The organism is Chelatococcus daeguensis (genome assembly GCF_001887265.1).
Lineage (GTDB): Bacteria > Pseudomonadota > Alphaproteobacteria > Rhizobiales > Beijerinckiaceae > Chelatococcus_A > Chelatococcus_A sambhunathii.
Map to the genome: position 1 here is coordinate 2,846,146 of NZ_CP018095.1, position 17,170 is coordinate 2,863,315.

The 17,170-nt window shown below is 70.6% G+C and carries 13 protein-coding genes; 6 read left to right on the forward strand and 7 right to left on the reverse strand.

Translation table 11 applies throughout. The annotated features are described in order from the left end of the window. Window positions 1–230: 230 nt before the first annotated feature. Both BOQ54_RS13495 and BOQ54_RS13500 read left to right on the forward strand, forming a co-directional pair. Window positions 231–971 carry a RibD family protein gene (locus BOQ54_RS13495; RefSeq protein WP_096335303.1) on the forward strand — a complete coding sequence of 247 codons (741 nt, stop codon included), beginning with the start codon at window positions 231–233 and terminating at the stop codon, window positions 969–971. Beyond that, complete coding sequence (locus BOQ54_RS13500) at window positions 928–1,479, forward strand: cytochrome b (RefSeq protein ID WP_245316214.1); 552 nt, start codon at window positions 928–930, stop codon at window positions 1,477–1,479. The genes BOQ54_RS13495 and BOQ54_RS13500 overlap by 44 nt, the downstream gene beginning before the upstream one ends. Here the strand turns inward: BOQ54_RS13500 and BOQ54_RS13505 are convergent. The 4 genes from BOQ54_RS13505 to BOQ54_RS13520 are packed head-to-tail and all read right to left on the reverse strand — an operon-like array spanning window position 1,473 to window position 4,808. Then, window positions 1,473–2,327: a class I SAM-dependent methyltransferase gene (locus BOQ54_RS13505; RefSeq protein ID WP_071924087.1), complete on the reverse strand. Its 855-nt coding sequence runs from the start codon at window positions 2,325–2,327 to the stop codon at window positions 1,473–1,475. The two genes, BOQ54_RS13500 and BOQ54_RS13505, sit on opposite strands and share 7 nt — an antisense overlap. Continuing rightward, entirely contained in the window at window positions 2,324–3,385 is a 1,062-nt protein-coding gene (locus BOQ54_RS13510) for a glycosyltransferase family 4 protein (RefSeq protein WP_071924088.1), read from the reverse strand. The genes BOQ54_RS13505 and BOQ54_RS13510 overlap by 4 nt, the downstream gene beginning before the upstream one ends. Continuing rightward, window positions 3,378–3,785 (reverse strand): 6-pyruvoyl trahydropterin synthase family protein, encoded by a 408-nt coding sequence (locus tag BOQ54_RS13515; RefSeq protein ID WP_071924089.1) that lies wholly within the window; start codon window positions 3,783–3,785, stop codon window positions 3,378–3,380. Before BOQ54_RS13515 ends, BOQ54_RS13510 begins: the two co-directional genes overlap by 8 nt. Before the next feature lie 24 nt (window positions 3,786–3,809). Then, window positions 3,810–4,808, reverse strand: coding sequence for a zinc-dependent alcohol dehydrogenase (locus tag BOQ54_RS13520; RefSeq protein WP_083585979.1), 999 nt, complete (start codon window positions 4,806–4,808; stop codon window positions 3,810–3,812). Window positions 4,809–4,864: 56 nt separating this feature from the next. Between BOQ54_RS13520 and mdoH the strand changes: the two genes are divergently transcribed. Genes mdoH through BOQ54_RS13535 form a run of 3 tightly spaced genes read left to right on the forward strand, consistent with a single transcriptional unit; the run spans window position 4,865 to window position 8,494 of the window. Beyond that, the gene (mdoH, locus tag BOQ54_RS13525; RefSeq protein WP_071924090.1) at window positions 4,865–6,694 is read left to right on the forward strand and encodes a glucans biosynthesis glucosyltransferase MdoH; all 1,830 of its coding nucleotides are present in this window, start codon (window positions 4,865–4,867) and stop codon (window positions 6,692–6,694) included. Further along, the gene (locus BOQ54_RS13530; RefSeq protein WP_055457594.1) at window positions 6,691–7,458 is read left to right on the forward strand and encodes an FkbM family methyltransferase; all 768 of its coding nucleotides are present in this window, start codon (window positions 6,691–6,693) and stop codon (window positions 7,456–7,458) included. Before mdoH ends, BOQ54_RS13530 begins: the two co-directional genes overlap by 4 nt. 34 nt (window positions 7,459–7,492) lie before the next feature. Further along, window positions 7,493–8,494: a hypothetical protein gene (locus tag BOQ54_RS13535; protein WP_055457595.1), complete on the forward strand. Its 1,002-nt coding sequence runs from the start codon at window positions 7,493–7,495 to the stop codon at window positions 8,492–8,494. Here the strand turns inward: BOQ54_RS13535 and BOQ54_RS13540 are convergent. From BOQ54_RS13540 to BOQ54_RS13550, 3 genes are all read right to left on the reverse strand, one after another. Next, window positions 8,488–12,795, reverse strand: coding sequence for a translocation/assembly module TamB domain-containing protein (locus BOQ54_RS13540; protein WP_071924091.1), 4,308 nt, complete (start codon window positions 12,793–12,795; stop codon window positions 8,488–8,490). The genes BOQ54_RS13535 and BOQ54_RS13540 overlap by 7 nt on opposite strands. Next, entirely contained in the window at window positions 12,795–14,774 is a 1,980-nt protein-coding gene (locus BOQ54_RS13545; RefSeq protein ID WP_083585980.1) for an autotransporter assembly complex protein TamA, read from the reverse strand. The genes BOQ54_RS13540 and BOQ54_RS13545 overlap by 1 nt, the downstream gene beginning before the upstream one ends. A 203-nt stretch (window positions 14,775–14,977) precedes the next feature. Further along, window positions 14,978–15,694, reverse strand: a complete 717-nt coding sequence (locus BOQ54_RS13550; RefSeq protein ID WP_055457906.1) for a ribonuclease activity regulator RraA — start codon at window positions 15,692–15,694, stop codon at window positions 14,978–14,980. Window positions 15,695–15,919: 225 nt separating this feature from the next. On the opposite strand from BOQ54_RS13550, the gene BOQ54_RS13555 reads away from it, so the two are divergent. Then, on the forward strand, window positions 15,920–17,131 hold the full coding sequence (locus tag BOQ54_RS13555) for a urate hydroxylase PuuD (protein WP_071924509.1): 1,212 nt from the start codon (window positions 15,920–15,922) through the stop codon (window positions 17,129–17,131). Window positions 17,132–17,170: the final 39 nt, after the last annotated feature.

The following is a 17,170-nucleotide window of genomic DNA, read 5'->3' on the forward strand; positions in this document are numbered from 1 at the left end:
AAAACATGCGACACATGTGTATCGAAACGATGTCCGGCAAGGCTCTTCCTGTGGCGCGACGGCTGATATGTCTCCTGCGGCGCCGGCCATGCCATGGCGGCACGCCCGTTGCCGATGTATGAACAGGGCATGCCTTCGACGAATGACGATGCCCTACCCGGCGGGAAACCATGCAGCAGCAAGAGGGCCCTGTGACCACACCCGACGAGATGGACGGGCGTTCCACGCCGGTGGATTGCTTAACACATCGTGCCCTGGCGCGCATAGCCGATGTGCCGCAGGGCAGCACCCTCGTGGTCGCACAGCTCGGACAGTCGCTTGACGGGCGTATCGCCACGCCCACCGGTGATTCCCGTTACATCAACCGGGCGGCTGCGCTCGACCATCTCCATCACCTGCGAGCGGCCGTCGATGCGGTCGTCGTGGGTGTCGGCACGGTCATCGCGGACGATCCGCAACTCACCGTGCGGCGCGTTGCCGGATCGAACCCGGCCCGGGTCGTGCTCGACCCGCGCGGGCGCCTGCCGCCGGACGCCCGCTGCATGACGAGCCCTAATGCGCGGCGCCTCGTAGTGAGCGGCGCCTCCGTCCCACGCCCGGCGGGGGTCGAGGAGGTTGTCCTGCCGCTCGCCGGCGGCCGGCTCGATCCGCATGCCATCATCGCGGCTCTGGCAGCCCGCGGGATGCGCCGCCTGCTGATCGAGGGGGGCGCGCGCACCATCTCGGCCTTCCTCGATGCCGGCTGCATCGACCGGCTGCATCTCCTCGTCGCGCCCATCATCATCGGCTCGGGACGGGCCGGGCTCGAGCTAGCGCCGATCGGCCCTCTAAGCGAGGCGCTCAGGCCGGCGACCGACATCTATCCGCTTGCTGACGGCGACATTCTGTTCGACTGTGACATGAGGCGCCGCAACGGGGAGGCCAGCCTTGTCGCCGAGACCGATGCACGAGGGCTACGGCCCCACGGCTAAGTGGCTGCACTGGCTCATGGCGCTCGCCATCCTGACCACGATCCCGCTCGGCATCGCCATGGTCAATGCGACGCCGGGGCCAACCCAGAACGCCCTCTACGACCTGCACCGCTCCTTCGGCGTCACGGTGCTCGCCCTGGCGGCCGTGCGCCTTTCGGTCCGCCTCGTGCGCGGAGCGCCGGCGCCCCATCCCTCGCTCGGCCGCCTGCTGCAGGCGCTGTCCCTCACGGTGCACCGGGCGCTCTACGTGCTCATCTTCCTGGTACCGCTGCTCGGCTGGGCCGGGACTTCGGCCTTCGGGGCGCAGATCACGGTCTTCGGCCTCTTCGTGCTGCCACCGATCCTCCCCAAGGACGAGGCCCTGTCGGAGACGCTGCTCGGCCTGCACAAGCTCGCCGCCTTCACGCTGGCGGCGCTCGCGACCCTGCATATCGGCGCCGGCCTCTGGCACGGCTTCGTGCGCCGCGACGGGGTGCTGGAGCGGATGCTGCCCGCCCGCCGCTACTGATCGCCTGACGTCGGCACGGCGAGGAGATCGGCGTGACCGACAAGGCAGCGCGATGCCTGAGCACGTGCAGCGTGCCAGGCGGCGAGCCGGTCCGCCGCCACCTGTCCGGTCTCGCCCACCGCGGCAGCGGTGCCGTCGGCAAGCATCACGACGAGCGCCCGTTCGCGCTCGGTCAGTCGCCAGGGGCTCGCCGCCTCGCTGACGGTATAGCCCGCACCACGAAAGCCGTCCGCGAGAAGCCCGGTTGCACGCGGCCCGGCCGCCGGACCGAAGCCCTTGTCGCGCTGCTGGTGGGCGAGGAAAGCGCCGTGCACCGCCTCGTCGGCTGGGTGCGGCGGCTCCCAGGACTCCCGGCCGTCGTATGTCAGCGCCGTATAGAAGGGCAGCCTTGCCGCCGCGACCGCTTGCACGAAGGTCTCGATCCACGCCGCCGATACGAGATCGAACAAGGCGGCCGCCGTCACGAGATCGGTCGGCGCCGCGAGGAGCGGCCCGATCCCGCCGGAGAGGTCATGCGCGATGAAGGAAACCCCGATGCGGCGCCCAGCGGCGGACAGCACAAGGCCGCCGGTGTCCTCGGCGAAGGTCGCATCGGCCCAGCAGCGCAGCTCCTCCCGCGCCTTCGCGAGCAGAAGGGCATCGTGATCGACGAGCCGCCAGTGCTGCTCCGGGCCGAGCTGTGGCGCCGTCGCCCGGAGGTTGGCCCCCGTGCCGCAGCCGAGATCGAGGACATGCACCGGCTGCCGGTCCGCTACCGCCGCGGCGGTCGCAGCCAGGAGATCGCGGTTGCGCGCCGCATGGTCGGCCGGCTCGCGCAGGGCGAGCCATTCGGCGGAAAAGCCGCTCACGCCGCCCTCCCCCGTCCGGCCAGCGAGCGGATGACGCCGGCGATCGCGGCCGCGGCATCGTCCCAGCGCGGCAGCGCCTGCCCTGCGCGCCAAGCGGCTTCCGCCATGACCGAACGCCTCTCCCGGTCGCCGAGGACCGTCTCGAGCGCTGCGGCAAGGGCAACCGTATCGCCCGGCGGCACCTTGAGCCCGGCGGCATCGGGCACGCGCTCGTCCGCCGCCCCGACGCGCGTCGTCACGATGGGCAGGCCACGCGCCAGCGCTTCGGTCAGGACCATGCCGTAGCCCTCGTAATGCGAGGCCATGACGAAGAGGTCGGCCGACGCGTAGGCGCGCTCCAGCGCCGCGTCGTCGCAGGCGCCGGCCAGCGCGACGCGACCGGCAAGCCCCGCCCCGGCGATCAGCGCCCGCAGCCGCGCCGCCTCCTCCGGCGCACGGTCGAGGCTGCCGACGATGGTGGCGCGCCACGGCAGCGTGGAAAGGCGTGCGAGTGCCGCGACAAGAACGTCATAGCCCTTGCGCGGCGAGACGGCACCGACGGCGATGAGATGCGGTGGCTCGCCATCGGCGGGCGCACGAGGCGCCGGATCGGTGCCCGGTTCCGCGATCGTCAGCCGATCGGCGGCAACACAGAATTCGCACGCGAGCACCCGGCCCGTCGGCGCGCTCGTCGCGACGACGGCATCGACCGCCGCAAGCGCCGCACGCTCGCTGGCGAGGAGCTGCCGCCGCGCCGCGTCGGAAAGGCCGGTCTCATGGCCGAGCGGATGGTGCACCAGCGCCGCGCATCGCCTGCCGCAGCCGCGCAGCAGGGAGGCCGGCAGGGCGCCGCAGACGAGCCCGTCGATGAGGAGCACGGCGTCGCGCGGTGTATCCGCGAAGGCCGCCGCGGTTGCCGCAAGCTCGGCATCGGTCGGAAAAGGAAAGCCCGCCGCCAGCGTCAAATGGGCGATGTCGATGCCCTGCGCCGGCAGGTCGTTGAGCATCCGTCGCGCATAGGCGTAGCCGCCCGTCGGGCTGGCGAGGTCGCCCGGAATGGCGAAGACGACGTCAGGCACGGGCCACCGGCCCCTCGAACCACGCCCGGGCCACGTGGCTCTCGTGCAGCGTCACGCGGATGTGATCGATGCCCTCCCCGCCCGGCCCGAGCGCGCCGCCGCGAGCCGCCTTTGCCATCGCATCGAAGATGTGACGGCTCAGGAATTCCGTCGTTGTATTGCAGCCGGCAAACTGCGGCAGGTCGTCGAGATTGCGGTAGTTGAGCGGCGAGAGCACCGCCTTCAGCGCCTCGTGGGCGCGGCCGATGTCGACGACCACCCCCTCGGCCGTCAGTTCCTTCCGGAAAAAAGCCACATCGACGATGAAGGTCGCCCCGTGCAGGGCCTGCGCCGGCCCGAACAGATCACCGCGGAAACTGTGGGCGATCATGACGTGGTCACGAACCTCGACGGCATACATGGCACCCTCCCTCGATCGGGCCTGTCATTGATAGCGCACCGCAGTCATCAGCCCGCCCGTCTCCCCGTCGAGGATCGCGGGCAGCGCCTCCGGCAGATCGGTGAAGGCGACCTCGCCGGTGATCAGGTCGTCGAGCCGCGCGTCGGCGAGCAGCGAGAGCGCCTTGGCGAGGCGCCGCCCCGCCTCCCAGCGCGGGCGGCGCGAGGCCGCGACCTGCCCGACCTGCGAGGACACGAGCCTGAGGCGGCGGGCGTGGAACTCGCCGCCGAGATGAACCGGCACCGCCTCGTCGCCGTACCAGCTCAGTTCGACGAGCATGGCCTCGTCGCCGCACAGCGACAGCGCTGTCGCGAGGCCGGCCGCCGTGCCGCTGGCGTGAATGACGACATCCGCCTCCCCCGGGGCCGCGCCCGGCAGGGCGAAACCGGCGCCGAAACGCCGCACCACCGCCGCGCGCGACGGGTCGGTATCGACGACGGTCACCTCCGCGCCGGGCAGGCCGGCACACAGGAACGTGACCAGGAGGCCGACGACGCCGGCCCCCACCACCGCAATCCTGTCCCCCGGTCCCGCCCCGGCGTCCCAGACGGCGTTGAGCGCCGTCTCCATATTGGCGGCGAGCACGGCGCGGCGGGCGGGCACGGCTTCCGGCACCGCGGCGACGGCGGCGGCCGGCGCGGCGAACATCTGCTGGTGCGGGTGCAGCACAAAGACCGTGCGGCCGACGAGATTTGCCGGCCCGGCCTCCACCAGGCCGACGGCGCAATAGCCGTATTTCACCGGGAACGGAAAGGTCCCCTCCTGCATCGGCGCGCACATGCGCCGGCGATGGCTCCGGCGGCACAGGCCGTTGAAGACGAGGCGCTCCGTGCCGCGGCTGATGCCGCTGAACAGGGTGCGGACCATGACGTCTCCGGGCCCGGGCTCGATCGGCGCGACGGGACGCAGTTCGGTGCGGCGCGGCTCCACGTACCACAGTGCGAAAATGCCGGAACCCTCGCGGTTCCTTGCGTTAATGCCCATCGCACTTCTCTTCGTTTTGCTCTATATCGCCGCGGCGCGACAGCGGACGGTGCCAGATGACGGAACGGCTCGATCCTGTGACCCTCACCCTCATCGAGGGGGCACCCTCCTCATCTACGACACCGAGCGGAATGCAGTCCACCACGACGCTGCGGCGGCGACGGACCGTGGTCGGTGCGCTGAACCTCGCCACATGCGGCGCTCTCGCCGCGGCCATGGCATGGATCCTCTCCGCCGGCGGATGGAGCCTTCTCGACGGCCTCCTCCTCACCTGCTTTCTGCTCGTCACGCCCTGGACCGTGCTCGGCTTCTGGAATGCCATCATCGGCCTGTGGCTGCTGCACGGCCGACGCGAGGGACTTGCCGAGGTCGCGCCCTTCGCCAGCGCCGGCAACTCGGGCGAGGCCGTATTCCTGCGTACCGCCGTGCTTATGACGTTGCGCAACGAGGATCCGGCGCGCGCCTTCTCGCGCCTCTCGGCTGTCGCCGAGAGCATCGCCCGCACCGGTCACGGGCACCACTTCGCCTATTTCGTCCTGAGCGATACCTCCCGTCCCGAGATCGCCGCCGCCGAGGAGGAGGCCTTCGCGGCCTTCCGCGCCACGCTCGCGGATGGTGCCAGGGCCGTCTATCGCCGGCGAGAGGACAATGTGGGCTACAAGGCCGGCAACCTGCGCGATTTCTGCGCCCGCTGGGGCGGCGAGTACGAGCTGATGCTGCCGCTCGATGCCGACAGCCTGATGGCGGGCGAGACGATCGTCTCCATGGTGCGCATGATGCAGGCCTACCCCCGTGTCGGCATCCTGCAGAGCCTCGTCACGGGCATGCCGGCCGCGAGCGGCTTCGCGCGCATCTTCCAGTTCGGCATGCGCCACGGCATGCGGCCCTACACCATGGGAAGCGCCTGGTGGGCTGGCGATTGCGGGCCCTTCTGGGGTCACAACGCACTCGTGCGCATCGCGCCCTTTCGCGACGACTGCCATCTGCCGGTGCTTCGCGCTCGCCCCCCGCTCGGCGGCCCCATCCTGTCACATGACCAGGTGGAGGCTGCGCTCATGCGCCGCGCCGGCTACGAGGTACGCGTCCTGCCGGTCGAGGGCGGCACTTGGGAGGAAAACCCGCCCACGGTCGTGGATTTCGTCCGCCGTGACCTGCGCTGGTGTCTCGGCAACCTGCAATACATCAGGCTTCTCGGCCTGCCGGGCCTGCACCCCATGAGCCGCTTCCAGCTCCTGTGGGCCATCCTGATGTTCGTTGGCCTGCCGGCCATGACGGCGATGATCGCGCTGTCGCCCTTCGCGGTGCGCGAGGCACAGGCGGCGGGCGCCTTCCCGACGGCCCTGGCGGCTGGCCTCTACAGCCTTTTCCTGTTCATCTGCCTCTTCCCCAAGCTCGCCGGCCTCGCCGACATCGCGCTGACGCGTGACGGGCTCACCCGCTACGGCGGCGGGGCGCGCTTTGCCCTTTCGGCCTTCATCGAGATCGTCTTCGCCTTCCTGCAGGGGGCGGTGTCCTCCTTCCGCACCAGCCTCTTCATGCTCGGCCTCCTCGCCGGGCGGGCACATGTGGGCTGGAACGGCCAGGAGCGGGATGCCCATGCTCTCTCCTGGGCAACCGCAGCGGCCGGGCTGTGGCCGCAGACCCTGTTCGGCCTCCTCGTCTGCGGCGCGCTGGCCTGGGCCTCGCCGGCCGCCCTCCTGTGGAGCCTGCCGCTCACAGCGGGCTATCTTCTCGCCATCCCCTTCGCCGTCGTCACCGCACGGCCGGCCTTCGGCGCTTTCCTCGCGCGGCATCGGCTCTGCGCCATCCCCGAGGAATTCGACGAGCCTGCCGAGATCGCGGCCCTCGCACGCCCGGCGCCGCAGCCGGTGGCCGTCGCCGCATGAGCAGGCTCGGCGCCACCTTGACCGAATGGCGCGGGCTCGTCCGCTCCCTCGTCCTCTATCACGGCAACCGCGCCCGCCATCGCGCCATGGATGCGCTCCATCGCCGCTTCCTCGCCCCCGGGGACCTTGCCTTCGACATAGGCGCCCATGTCGGCGACCGGACCTCGTCCTTCCGCCGCATCGGTGCGCGTGTCGTCGCGGTCGAGCCGCAGCCGGGGCCGATGCGCCTCCTGCGTCTCGTCCATGGCCGCGACCGGGACGTGACCCTCGTCGAAGCCGCCGTCGGCGCAGCGGAGGGGACCGTCGAACTCCACGTCAACAGCGCCAATCCCACCGTCACCACCGCCTCCGGCGCGTTCCTCGCCGCCGCGCGCGACGCCGATGGCTGGCGCGAGCAGCGCTGGGACCGCACCCTGTCGGTGCCGATGACGAGCCTCGATGCGCTGATCGCCCGCCATGGCTTGCCGGCCTTCGTCAAGATCGACGTCGAGGGCTTCGAGGACGCGGTCCTTGCCGGGCTGTCGCAGCCGCTGCCCGCGCTGTCCTTCGAGTTCACCACCATCGCCCGCGACGTAGCCGGCCGCTGCCTCGACCGGCTCGCCGATCTCGGCCGCTACCGCTTCAACCTGTCGCTCGGCGAGGAGCAGCGCCTCGCCTTCGCTGAGCCCATTGTCGCCGGGGCGATGCGGGACCATCTCGCCGCATTGCCCCAACGCGCCAACTCGGGCGATGTCTATGCGACGCTCGCTGCAACGAGGCCCTGAGCGGCAGGAGACCGCCTTTTTCACAGGACAACGCATGTCGAGAACCATTTGGGGCCTGCTCGCCGCAGGCCTTCTTGCCGCCGCCATACCATACGCCAGCGCCGCCGAACTCGCCGCCCGTGTCGACAACGACAGCGAGCCCGTGCTGTGCGCCGAAAAGGACAACGTCAGCCTCACCTTCGCCAATCCGGCCGTGAAGCACTTCCGTATCCAGGCGGTCCACCCAGTCTATCTCGGCATGCTCGACACCGACCGCTGGGCAGCCGACTGGACGAGCTGCGACATGACGGGCGACCCCGTGCATGTGGCCGAGCCGCGCCGCGTCACCTTCTATGAAGCGCCCGACCTTTGGCTGGTCGGCTATACCTATCCGTCCTTCTGGCGGCCCAACGATGTGCCGGTGCGCGTCGGCAATCGTGTCGAGCACGGCCTGCATCTCATCCAGGTCTGGGTGCGCTACAAGGAACGGGCCGAGGAAGTGCTCGTGCTCTACCCGCCGGACGGCTACTGGCGGGCTCGCCCGATACCGCCCGGCGACATGCGCTGGACGGCCTACGGCAGTTCCTTCCTCGTCGGCCCCGTCAAGGACGAGGGGCGCCCGGTGGTGGCGCTGAAGGACATTGCCTTCGATCCCGCGACGCGGACCTTCACGCTCGCCTTCGCCGACGGCGGCGAGGGCAAGGTCCGGCTCGCGGCCCTCGACGAGGAGCATCTCGCGCTCGATGTCTCCTTCTCCGGCGCCCTGCCGCAAGAAAGGCCTTTCGCAGCCTTGCGCTCCATGTATGTGATGGAGGCCAATGCCGACACGGCGCGCGTCGCCTGGCGCGCGCCCGGCGCCAAGGGGTGGGACGAATCCCCCGTCATGACCTTCCCGGGCGGCGAGGCGACGGAGCTGTGGACCGGACGCGTCGTGCCTTCGCGCCACAATACCAGCGCGCCGGACCTGATCTTCGGGCGCTTCTCGGACGTCCCGCCCAAGCCGGACAAGCGGGATACTGCTCCCAGGGAGGCCACGAGCACGCCGCTCGCTCAGTAGTCCCATTCCATGCCGATGCCGACGGCGCTCGAGCCGTCGGCTCCCGCCTCGCCCTGCAGCTTGATGCGGTCGGTGATGTCGATGTCGACGGTCACACGGCTCGAGTCCGGCGTCGCGCCCTGCTTGACGCCGAGATAGATGTTGTCGTCGATGCGCTTGCCGATGCCAACGGCCACATTGCCGCGAGCGTCGGTGTCGATGTCGACCGCATCAACGCCGAGCGAGCGGCTGAGGTCGTCGAGCACCCGGTTGCCGCCGGCGAACTGCGCCACCGCCTGCGCCAGTTGCAGCGCCTGACCGGCCGTCAGGTTGCCTGACGGCTTGCCGAAGAGAAGCCGGGCCAGTACCTCGTCCTGCGGCAGCTCGGGCGAGGAGGAGAAGCGCAGGTCCGGACGCGAGGCGATGCCGTCGACGGCGACACGCGCCGTCACGTCACCTGCCGGCGCCTCGGCCACGAAGTCGATCTGCGGATCGAGCGTGCCGGGGAAGGTGACGTTGCCGCGCGTGAAGGTGAGGCGCCGGCCGAGAACCTGGAAGGTGCCGCGGCGCATGGTGAAGCCGCCGTCGACGATCGGGTTCGACGACGTGCCGCGGATCGTGAGCGTGCCGCCGAGCTCGGCATTGATGCCCTGGCCGCGCACCAACACGCGCCCCGACGAGGCGTCCACCGTGATGTCGAGTGCGGCGTTGAAGGCCCCGCCCGCGGCGCGCGCCCGCCGCTCCCGCTCGGCCCTGGCGCGCTCGGCGACGCGCGGCGGCGCATTCTTGTGGCGCACCTCGATCGGCGTCACGGACGGCGGCAGGCGGTCCGGCACGAAGATCTGCAGGTTCTCGACCGTCACGCGGCCTGAAACACGCGGGGTCGTGGCCATGGGGCCGGAGACCGCGAGGTCGAGGCCGACGACGGCATTGGTCGTATCGTTGGAGATGAGCTGGGCATTCGTCGCCCGCAGGGTGATGTTGCCCGGAAAGCCTGCGGCCGGATCGAGCGCGATGCGCCCGCTGCCGGTGATCGCGCCGCCGTTGCGCGCCCGCGCCGTGAGGCTCTGGATGACGAGCTCGCGCTCGGAGCCGGTGATCGTCGCATTGATGTCGGCGAGGAGGACGCCGTTGACGACGTCCTCGAAACGGCCGCCGACGAGGCGCACCGTGCCCTGCGCCCGCGGCGCGGCCATGGTACCGGTGAGGCGCAGGTCCGCCGTGGCCGAGCCGGCATAGCGCTGGCCGTCGCCGGCTGCGAGCCGGTTGGCGATGGCAAGGTCGATGCGGCCGGCGACGGTGAGGTCGAGGTTGCCGTCTGGGGTCGTCGGCAGTGAGCCGGTGATGCGGATCGGCGCCTCCGATATGCCGCGCACCGAGGCGTCGATCCCCGCCCGGCCGTCCGCCAGCGTCCCGCTCGCCTCGATGGCGAGCGGCGTCAGGCCGGCGTCGCGGATCTGCGGCATGGTGAAGCCGCTGACCGACAGCCGGTAACGCCCGTCGGGCCGGGTCGCGGTGCCGGAGATCTGCGCCTCGCCCGACAGCTGGCCGGCAAGGCCCAGGCCCGGCTCGGCGAGTTCGGCGACGGTGAGCGGCAGGTTGCGGGCCGTGACGGCAAGATCGAGACGCTCGCCGGCCGAGCCGGAGACCTGGAGCGAGCCGCCGTTGGCATTGACCGTGAAATCGCGGATCGTGACCGCCCCGCCGCGCAGGGTGAACGCCGCCCCGCGGGCGACGGTGACGCGCTGGGCGCCGCGCGAGGCACTGGCGCTGTCCAGCGTCACGACCGTCTCGTCCGGGCGCATGGCGACCTGCGCGGTGGCGGCGACATCGACCCCGCGCACGACGCCGTTAAGGACGAGGCGCGTCGCCTCGCGCGTCCCTTCCGCCGAGATCTCCGCCCGCGGCATGTCCACGCCCGCAACCGCGAGCCTCTCGAGCGCGACCTTGCCGTCGGCCACGAACTGGCCGAGCAGGTCGCGCACGCGCACGTCGACGTCGGCCACAGCAAGCGAAGCGCCGAAGCCCGCGAAATCGGACACGCGCCCCTTGGCGGCAAGGTTCTGGCGGCCGGCCTCGACAGACAGGGTCAGGTCGAGGTCGACCGCGCCGGCCATCTCCATCAGCAGCAGCGGGGCAATATCGCCGAGGTCGGCGGCGCGCAGCGTCAGCCGGCCGCTCGCCAGCGAAGCCGGGGTGATGGCGAGCGCACCCTGCGCACGGACGGAGCCGAGGCCAATGTCGAGATCCGACACTGCCACCACCCCTGCGGCATCACGCGCGAAGCGACCGCTGCCCGCCGCCGGCTTGCCGTCCACGCTGCCCGACAGCGTGAGTTGGCCTGTGGCAGCGCCCGTGACATCCTGGGCCTCGATGACGGCCGTCAGCCGCTCGATCGGCCGGCCGAGCGCTCTCGCCTCGTCGATGGTCAGGCGCAGGCGCGCAGCGAGCGCATCGAGCGAGCCGGTCAGCGTGGCCTCCACATTGCCGCGTCCGGTGAGGCGCGCATCGAGCTGCGACAGGTCCGGCAGGTCGAGCTTGGCCGTGACATTGGCCCGGTTCGCCGTTGCCGAGCCGTCGGCGATGAGGCCGACATGGGCGCCCGAGACGGAGAAGCGCTCGAAGCCGAAGCTGCCGTCCGCATTGCGGCGGAAACCGCCGGACAGCCGGACATTGCGGCCGAGAAGGCCGTCGGCCTGCGCGACACCCGTCGCGAGGTCGCGCGCCATGCCGTTGAGCGTCACCGCGAGCCGCGTCAGGTCGAAGCTTGCGGAGACATCCCCGGTGAGCGCCACGACGCCGGCGAGCGGCTGGTCCGTGAAGGCGCGCAGCGCCGCAAGGTCCGCCCGCTCCACATTGACCTTGCCGTCCACCGCATCGCTCGTGACGGTGCCGGAGAAGGTCGCGGCCAGCGGCGCCAGATCGAGCCGAAGGGCGGCGATATCGGCGCCGCCCAGTGTGGCGGTGCCATTCGCGGTCAGGCGCGCCTCATCGCCGATGACTCCGGCCAGCTCGGGCGCCTGCGGCGCGAGCCCCGAGAGATCGGCCGTGGCGTCGAAGGCAAAGCGCGTGTCCGGCTGCAACGGCGGTCCCAGCGCCTCGGCCTTGAGACCGATGACGGCGCGGCCGATGGCGTTCCCCACAATCGACAGGGCGTTGCCGGTGGCGGACAGGTCGAGCCTGGGTCGCGACAGCGGCCCCTCCACCGTGGCCGTCACCTCGAGGCCCTGCCAGGACAGCGCGACCGGCGCGAGCGCCGCATAGGGCATGGCCGACGGCAGGGAGAGGACGAGGCGGCCGCTCACGGCATCGCGGGCCTCGTCGAGGGCACCGGAGCCCCTCACGCGGCCGCCGGCGCCTTCGGCGAAGATCTCGCCGATCTCGATGCGCCCGTTGTCGAATCGTTTTCCCCGTGCCCGCAGCGTGGCCTCGCCGGTGGCGAGGGGTGCATAGCGGTCCGGCAGCAAGGCGGCGATGTCGGCCATGCCGTCGAGGGCGAGCACACGGCCGTCGTCGTCGCGCGTGATCGTCGCGGTGGCCCGTGCTTCGGCGCTCGCGCCGAGCGTCAGCACGAGGTCTCCGCGCCAGTCGTCGAGCGGGCCGTCGCCGCGCAGGGTGAAGTCGAGCGGCGGCAACTCCGGCAGGTTCGCAAGGCGCGAGACGATGCCGCCGGCGGGCTCCGCCGCCCTGAGGTCGACGACGAGCTGCTGGGTGTCAGGCACGAAGCGCAGAGTGCCGTCGACGGTGGCGGCGACCCCGTCCGTTCGCCGGACGGCGATCTCGCCGGACAGCCCGTCGGCCGGATCGACGAGCCGCGCGTTGCCGCTGACGGCGAGTTGCACCGGCTCCCCGATGAGCGCCTCGCCGAGGGCGATCTCATCGACGGCGAGCTGCTCGACGATGACGCCGACCGGCAGCCGCGGCAGGCCGGCGCTTTCGGCCGCCGGCTCGGTGCCGGGAACGGGCGGGCGGGTCACGGCGAGGCGCCCGGCCTCCATCGCCGTCACTTCGACCACCCCCGAGAGCAGCGACAGCGGCCGCCAGGCGAGACGCGCGCGGTCCAGCGTCAGCCACACACCGTCGCGATCGGCGACAGAGACGTCGCTCACGGTCATGTCGAAAGGCACCGGGCCGTCGAGCCGGCCAATCGCGAGACGCATGTCGGGGCTGCTCGCCAGGGTCTCGACGAGCCGCACGAGTTGTGCGCGGCCGGCATCGGTGCGCGTCAGGAGCACGGCAGCCAGGACGACGAGGGCGACCGCCCCGACGATGGTGAGGAGAATGGCGCGGGCGACGCGGCCCGCCTTGCTCGAGCGGCGCATCAGAAAGCCTGCCCCAGGCTGATGTAGAGGCCGAAGGGCGGGTCGCCCCTCTCCCTGTTGAGGCCACGGGCGATGTCGAGCCTCAGCGGCCCGATGGCGGTATAGTAGCGCAGGCCGATGCCCGCCGAATAGCGCATGGGTTCGTCGAAATCGGGATAGCTCGAGCGATAGGCCATGCCCGCATCGACGAAGGGCACGATGCCGATCGTGTCCGTCACCTTCATGCGCAGCTCGGCCGAGGCCTCCAGCAGGCTGCGCCCGCCGATGGGTTGGCCGAAGACGTTCTTCGGCCCGAGGCTCTGGTAGTCGTAGCCGCGCACCGACCCGCCGCCGCCGGCATAGAACCGGCGTGGCGGCGGGATGTCGCCGAGATCGGCCCCGATGAGGCTGCCGAACCCGACACGTCCCGCGAGCACGAAGCGCTCTTCGGCGTCGATCGGCCAGTAGCCGGAGAGGCTGGTCTTGACCATGGTCATATCGACGGTCGAGCCGAGGAAACTGGTGAACGGTTCCACCGTGACCGAGGCGCGGATGCCACGCTTCGGGTCGAGCTTGTCGTTGGTGTTGTCGTAGTCGACCTGCACAGGCACGCCGACGAGCGTGTACCAGCGGCCGGTATCGAAATCGGTATCGTAGCCGCGCAGGTATTTGGCACGCTCGATATCGAGGCCGATCTGACCCGACCATTCCCTAGTGAAACGCCGCTTGAGGGCGATGGCGCCGAGGAAGCCTTGGCGGGAATAGCTCTCCGTCACCTCGCGCAGGTAGGCCGCCTGCACGACGAGGTCGTCCTTCGCCGTGATGATGCCCGGCTTGGTGAAGGTGGCGCCGAAGCGGTAGCCGAGCTTGTCCTGCCACTCGGCCTTCTTGCCGGTCACGCCGATCGTGTTGATGTCGGTGCCCGACACCTGGGCGTCGAGGCGCAGCCGCTCGGCTCCGCCGAAGAGGTTGCGGTGCCCCCAATAGGCGTTGATGCCCGGCCCCTCGGTCGTCGAATATTTCGCGCCGAAGCCGATGAAGCGCCGCGCCCGCTCCTGCACCTCGATGGCGATGGGCAGGGTGCCGTCGGAATCGAGCGCATCGCCCTCGCGGATGCGCACCGAGCTGAAGACGTCGTATTCGCCGAGGTCGCGCCTCAGATCGGCCAGAGGCTCGGGCGAGAAGAGGTCTCCGGTCTTGAACGGCACCCGGTCTTCGACGAAGGAAGGGTCGAGCCGCTCGGTGCCCTGGACCGTCACCCGGCCGAAACGCGCCTTGCGCCCGGGCGCGACGAAGAAGGTCACGTCCATCGTGCGGGTCGCGTGGTCGACCACCGCCTCCCGCCGCGGCACGGCGGCGAAGGCGTAGCCTTCTTCTCGCAGGGCCGCGACGATGGCCCGCTCGCCGGCGAGCACGGCCGCGCTCTGGGCCGGCTCTCCCGGCACGAGCTTGGCCGCGGCCCAGCCGGCGGGCGGCGCGAGGGGCCGCCCCGTCGCTTCATCGACGACGGCAAGGCGCGAGAAGGTGAAGCGCGGCCCGAAGGTGATCGTGACGCGCACCGGCACCGAGCCGCGGGTGCGGATGGCATCGATGCGCTGCGGGGCCTGCGGCGAGGATACGTCGACGCCCGCCACAGTGATGTCGATGCGCGGCTGGTAATAGCCGAAGGCCGACAGTGCGCCGAGGAGTTGCTGCTTGTCGCCCTCGGCGCGCCTTTGCAGGCCGACGCCGCCCGAGGGTGGGTCGTTCTTCAGCTTCTCGAGGTTGGACAGTTCCTTCAGCCGGTCGCCGAGATCCTCGGTGTCGCCGCGGAAATCGAAGGTGACGTCGTAGGTGACCGGGTCGGGAACGGGAAAGGCCGGCCCATCCTCCTTCTCCTCAGTACCGAAGAGGCGCGCGAAGAAGCCGGGCCGTTCACCGGCCTGCGCCTCGGCCACCGTGAGGACGAGCACGATCGCAGTGCCGGCGGCGAACCAGCCGCACCACGGCGAACGGCCCATGCCGCCCCTCTCGTCCTGTGGCAACCGGATAAGCAATACGTCGCAGCCGCTTCGGCAGCCTCCTTCGCCTCCCTCAGTCCGCTATACCCGCCGGATTGCGCCGTTATCGAGGCATAAAGCCCGGCTGGACGGCAGCACGCGCATATTCCAGGGTATTCTGCACAATATCGTGCAGAATTCGCTAACGATGCTGGGCGCTCAGTTCACCCCTCGCCGCCGTTCGCCGCCAGAAAGGCCTCATAGCGGGCCTTGTTGGCCTCGTTCGGCGGATAGAGGCCCGGCAGCGCGGCGCCGCTCTCGACCTCCCGCATGATCCAGCCTTCCAGCCGCTCCTGTGCCACGGCGGCCTTGACCACGTCGTCGAGCAGCGCGCGGGGAATGAGCACCGCCCCGTCGTCGTCCGCCACCACCACATCGTCGGGGAAGACCGCGACGCCGCCGCAGGCGACCGGCTCCTGCCAGCCGACGAAGGTGAGGCCTGCGACGGACGGTGGCGCGGCCGCGCCCTGGCACCACACCTTGAGGCCTGTGCCGAGCACTCCGGCCAGATCGCGGACGACACCGTCGGTGACGAGGGCGGCGACGCCCCGCTTCTGCATGCGCGCACACAGGATATCGCCGAAGATGCCGGCATCGGTGACGCCCATGGCATCGACCACGGCCACCGCTCCTTCCGGCATCGCCTCGATGGCGGCGCGGGTGGAGGTGGGGGAGGACCAGGATTCCGGCGTCGCGAGATCCTCCCGCGCCGGCACGAAGCGCAGCGTGAAGGCGGGGCCGACGACGCGCTTCTGACCCGGCACGAGCGGACGCGTGCCGCGCATCCACACATTGCGCAGCCCCTTCTTGAGGAGAACGGTGGTCAGCGTGGCGGTGGAGACTTCGGCGAGGGCGGCGGCAACGGCGGGGTCGAGGCTCATGGCGGTCCTGTGCAGCTTCGCGAGGCCCGGCGTGCGGCGGGCGGGAGCGCGAGTCATAGGCCGGGCAGGAGCCTCCAGGCAACCACCGCAGCTCCGCACCGGATGCAGGGCGATCCACGCACGCCCGGCGTCGGAGGCAACGGAACCGCGCTTGCCGAGCTGGCATGCCCCATGCAGGCTGATGCCGCCCCGCCGGACGGGCGGGCGATTCACCGGGAGCTGGGCATGGGGGCAATCGTCTGGGAATGGCTCAATTTCGGCGTGCGCTGGCTGCACGTCATCGCCGGCATCGCCTGGATTGGCTCGTCATTCTATTTCGTGCACCTCGACCTCAGCCTCAAGCCGCGTGAGGGCCTGCCGAAGGAAGCCTATGGCGAGGCCTGGCAGGTGCACGGCGGCGGCTTCTACAACATGGTGAAATATCTCGTCGCGCCGCAATCGATGCCGGACGAGCTGACCTGGTTCAAATGGGAGGCCTATACCACCTGGCTCTCCGGCGCAGCGCTGATGGTGCTCGTCTATTACATGGGCGCCGAGCTCTATCTCATCGATGCCGACGTCCTGCCCCTGCCCGCCTGGGCGGCAATCGCCCTCTCCGTGGGCGGCCTCGCGCTCGGCTGGCTCATCTATGACGGCCTGTGCCGCTCGCCACTCGGCCGCAACGACACCCATCTCGCCCTCGCCGGCTTCGTCTTCCTCGTCGCGCTCGCCTACGGCTTCGGCCTCGTCTTCTCCGGGCGCGGCGCCTTCATGCAGATGGGCGCGCTCATCGGCACGATGATGGTGGCGAACGTCTTCCTCGTCATCATCCCCAACCAGCGCAAGGTGGTGGCGGCGCTGATCGCCGGCGAGACGCCGGACCCCACCCTCGGCGCCAAGGGCAAGCAGCGCTCGCTGCACAACAACTACCTGACGCTGCCGGTCGTCTTCGTCATGATCGGCAATCACTATCCGCTCGCCTTCGCCACGCAATATGCCTGGGCCATCCTCGCCTCGATCATCGTCATGGGCGCGCTCATCCGCCATTTCTTCAACACCATGCACAAGACAGGCGAGATGAAGACGTGGCCGTGGTTCGCCTCCGCCCTGCTCCTCCTCCTCGTCATGTTCCTGAGTGCGCTCGGGCCGAAAGGCCCCCTGCGCGGCACGATGGATGCAGCCGGGCCCGCGGGGCCGGTCACCTTCGCCCGCGTGGAGGAGATCGTCACCAGCCGCTGCAGCATGTGCCACGCGATGGAGCCGGTGTGGGACGGCGTCGTCGTGCCGCCGAAGAACGTGCTCCTGGAAACGGGTGACGAGATCCGCCTGCGCGCCCACGACATCGCCATGCAGGCCGCCTTCACCGGCGCCATGCCGCCCGGCAACGTCACGCAGATGACGCCCGAAGAACGTGCGGTGCTGGCGCGCTGGTTCGAGGGTGGTGCGTCGGGGCAGTAAGACCGGCGGCAATCACGCACGGCTGTCTCGCATGCACAC

What these genes read in the sequence shown, in the direction of transcription:
- mdoH (WP_071924090.1), top strand. Translation starts at nt 4,865, where the DNA reads ATGACGGAACGGCTCGATCCTGTGACCCTCACCCTCATCGAGGGGGCA.
- BOQ54_RS13540 (WP_071924091.1), bottom strand. Translation starts at nt 12,795, where the DNA reads ATGCGCCGCTCGAGCAAGGCGGGCCGCGTCGCCCGCGCCATTCTCCTC.
- BOQ54_RS13535 (WP_055457595.1), top strand. Translation starts at nt 7,493, where the DNA reads ATGTCGAGAACCATTTGGGGCCTGCTCGCCGCAGGCCTTCTTGCCGCC.
- BOQ54_RS13555 (WP_071924509.1), top strand. Translation starts at nt 15,920, where the DNA reads ATGGGGGCAATCGTCTGGGAATGGCTCAATTTCGGCGTGCGCTGGCTG.
- BOQ54_RS13545 (WP_083585980.1), bottom strand. Translation starts at nt 14,774, where the DNA reads ATGGGCCGTTCGCCGTGGTGCGGCTGGTTCGCCGCCGGCACTGCGATC.
- BOQ54_RS13515 (WP_071924089.1), bottom strand. Translation starts at nt 3,785, where the DNA reads ATGTATGCCGTCGAGGTTCGTGACCACGTCATGATCGCCCACAGTTTC.
- BOQ54_RS13550 (WP_055457906.1), bottom strand. Translation starts at nt 15,694, where the DNA reads ATGAGCCTCGACCCCGCCGTTGCCGCCGCCCTCGCCGAAGTCTCCACC.
- BOQ54_RS13520 (WP_083585979.1), bottom strand. Translation starts at nt 4,808, where the DNA reads ATGGGCATTAACGCAAGGAACCGCGAGGGTTCCGGCATTTTCGCACTG.
- BOQ54_RS13530 (WP_055457594.1), top strand. Translation starts at nt 6,691, where the DNA reads ATGAGCAGGCTCGGCGCCACCTTGACCGAATGGCGCGGGCTCGTCCGC.